This is a genomic window from Kocuria sp. ICS0012 (assembly GCF_001665945.1).
Classification (GTDB): domain Bacteria; phylum Actinomycetota; class Actinomycetes; order Actinomycetales; family Micrococcaceae; genus Kocuria; species Kocuria marina.
The window spans coordinates 1-2,638 of record NZ_LZMM01000081.1 but is presented as its reverse complement, the minus strand read 5'-3'; the positions used below and the strand labels follow the sequence as shown (position 1 = coordinate 2,638).

Annotated in this window: 3 protein-coding genes; 2 read left to right on the top strand and 1 reads right to left on the bottom strand. The window is 71.9% G+C overall.

All coding sequences use genetic code 11. The features are described 5' to 3' along the window. Positions 1 to 194 precede the first annotated feature (194 nt). Positions 195 to 494 (bottom strand): DUF4193 domain-containing protein, encoded by a 300-nt coding sequence (locus tag A5728_RS12600; RefSeq protein WP_064847393.1) that lies wholly within the window; start codon positions 492 to 494, stop codon positions 195 to 197. 318 nt (positions 495 to 812) lie between these two features. On the opposite strand from A5728_RS12600, the gene sepH reads away from it, so the two are divergent. Both sepH and A5728_RS14925 read left to right on the top strand, forming a co-directional pair. Further along, positions 813 to 2,240 (top strand): septation protein SepH, encoded by a 1,428-nt coding sequence (gene sepH / locus A5728_RS12595; RefSeq protein WP_064847392.1) that lies wholly within the window; start codon positions 813 to 815, stop codon positions 2,238 to 2,240. 133 nt (positions 2,241 to 2,373) lie between these two features. Then, the coding region (locus tag A5728_RS14925) for a hypothetical protein (protein ID WP_369795638.1) at positions 2,374 to 2,638 on the top strand (265 nt) is incomplete at its 3' end.

Genomic DNA, 2,638 nt, shown 5'->3' with positions numbered 1-2,638 from the left:
TCGACCCGGGCGCGCCCCCGCCCCCCGCGCCCCCCGGGCGCGCGCCGCCCGCCGGCCGCCGCGCCCCCCCGCCGCGGGGGGCCGCCGCGGGCGGGGGGGGCGCCCCGGGCGCCCCCCCCGGCCCCCCCCCCCCCCCCCCCGGGGCCCCCCCCGGGGGGGGCGCCCCCGTCGTCATGCGGTCGTGGACCCGGGGCTCAGCCCAGGCACTCGTGGCAGTACTTCACGCCATCGCGCTCCTCGGCGAGCTGCGAACGGTGGCGCACCAGGAAGCACGAGCCACACGTGAACTCGTCGTCCTGGGCCGGGAGCACCACGACGGACAGTTCCTCGTTGGAGAGGTCCGCGCCGGGGAGTTCGAAGCTCTCCGCCGCGGTGGCCTCGTCCTCGTCAACGCTTCCGGACTGTTGGTCCGACCGCCGGGACTGGAGCTCCTCGATGGAGTCTTCCTTGAGGTCTTCGTCCTGCTTACGCGGTGCGTCGTAGTCTGTGGCCATGTGTCTATCCGCTCCAACCGGTCTTCACGAAAATCCCTGCGAAAAACACCTCCCGAGGGCTCTACCCCCGGGCCGTGTCGCGTAGATTGTTCACCATGGACGCGGAAAAAGCCAGTGGCGACGCCGAGGTTTTCTCGCAGAGCAAGATTTCCACCTCGGGCGGTGGATCCGCTCGTTCGGATGACACACGCGGTGCCTGTGCGGGTGGCCGTCCCGCCGGTCCCGGACGGCGCCCGGGCGTGCCACTACACTGACGCTACGAGCGCGCCGAGCGCACCCCGGATCGCGTGGTGCCCCCGACGGCGAGGGAAGGACAGCATGGAGCAGTTGCGCCTGGTAGGAGTGCACGACGACGGTGAGCACCTCATCGTGGAGACCCCCGATTCAACCCGGTACCGGCTGAAGATCGACCAGCAATTGCGTCAGACGATCCAGCACGCGCGCCGCAAGTCCCCCTCTCATGGGCGCGGCGGAGGGTCCTTCGGTCCGCGTGACATCCAGGCCCGCTTCCGCGCCGGCGCGAGCGTCGAGGACGTCGTGGCCGAGTCCGGGTGGGAGGCCGAACGCGTCAAGCGGTACGAGTGGCCCATCCTGGCCGAACGCTCCCACATGGTCGCCGAGGCGTGCCGGGTCACGGTCTCCGGAACCAACCCCTCCCACGAGGGCTACCGCTCCGTGTTCGAGGGCGAGCCCCGCACCCTGCGCGAGACCGTGGACGAGCGTGCCGCCGAGCTCGGGGTGGACCGCTCGTCCTTCGACTGGGACGCGTGGTTGCGCGAGGACCAGTTGTGGACCGTGCAGCTAAGCTTCTCCGCGGAGGACGCCTCGCAGGACGCCCCGGACATCCCGGGTCCCGCGCAGTGGAGTTACAACCCCGCGAACCGGACCGTGCGTCCGGAGAACGACTGGGCGCGCGCACTGGGTCAGGAGCACCAGGAGAGCGGCCCGCTCGGCGCGGCCGCCCACGCGCTGCCCCCCGCACCCGCCGCGACATTGCGGCAGTTGCAGCACGAGGCGAGCCAGGCGGACGATCTGCTCGACGTCCTGCAGTCGCGCCGCGGACGGCGGATCGGCTCGGACGAGGCGGGTGACGACCGGCTCGCGGAGATCCTCGGCCGCGGCATGGGTCAGGTGGACCAGCGCCCGCGCCCCATCGACGCCCCGGAGGATTCCACGGTGTTCGACCGGCCCATCCAACCGGCCGCCTCGCAGGTCGCCGAGGCCCAGGCCCTCGCCCAGGACGACGGGATCGAGATCGTCGACGATTCGACCCCCCTCGAACACGACGACGCCACCCCCTCCCGGAACGCAGCTGCCCCCGCCGTGCCGTTCGGGAAGGGCTCGTACGACGACTCCCCCGCAGCCTCCCGGAACGAGAACGTCCCCTCCGCCGTCACGGACCACCAGCCTGCGGATTGCACTTCCGAGGATCCCGCGCCTGAGGACTCCGGGTCGGAGAACTCCGGTGAGGACGAACACGCGGCCACGGAGACCGAAGCGCGCGACACCACGTCGGATAGCGCGTTCGCCGTCGACGCCTCCGGCACGGCCACGGACGTGGCGGACGAGGACGAGCCCGCCGCGCAGGACACCGACGAACCGGCCCGTTCCGGCGATGCGGACACCACGGACGAATCGGGATCGAGCGACCGTCCCGCCCCGGGCCCGCGGGGTCGCACCCCCAAGGCCAAGCGGTCTTCCGTGCCGAGCTGGGACGACATCGTCTTCGGGGCCAACCGGTCCTGACGTCGGCGCTGCGCTCTCACGAGCGGTTGTGCGCGGGGAAGCCGGCACGCGGTAAAGTCACGTGAACGCACCGGGCCCGGGGAGAACACGGTCCGGTCGTGGACACGCAGGGCGATCTCGAGGGAATTTTTGCATGGGCAACTCCATCCAGGACGATTTATTCGGTGAGGACACTCAATCCCCCGAAGGCACCGCGACTCCGGCCCCCTCGGGTGCCCGGCGGTACATGGCCCCCGTCACGCTCGGTGGTGCGGCCCTGCTCGTCCTGGTGGGTGTGGGGGCCGTGGCTTTCACCGGTTTGTCGGGTTCGTCCGACGACGACCCCGCGAACTTCGCGACCGAGCCCCCCACCGTGACCCCCCCCGCCACGGTGGCACCGCGCGGGCGGGGGGGGGGGG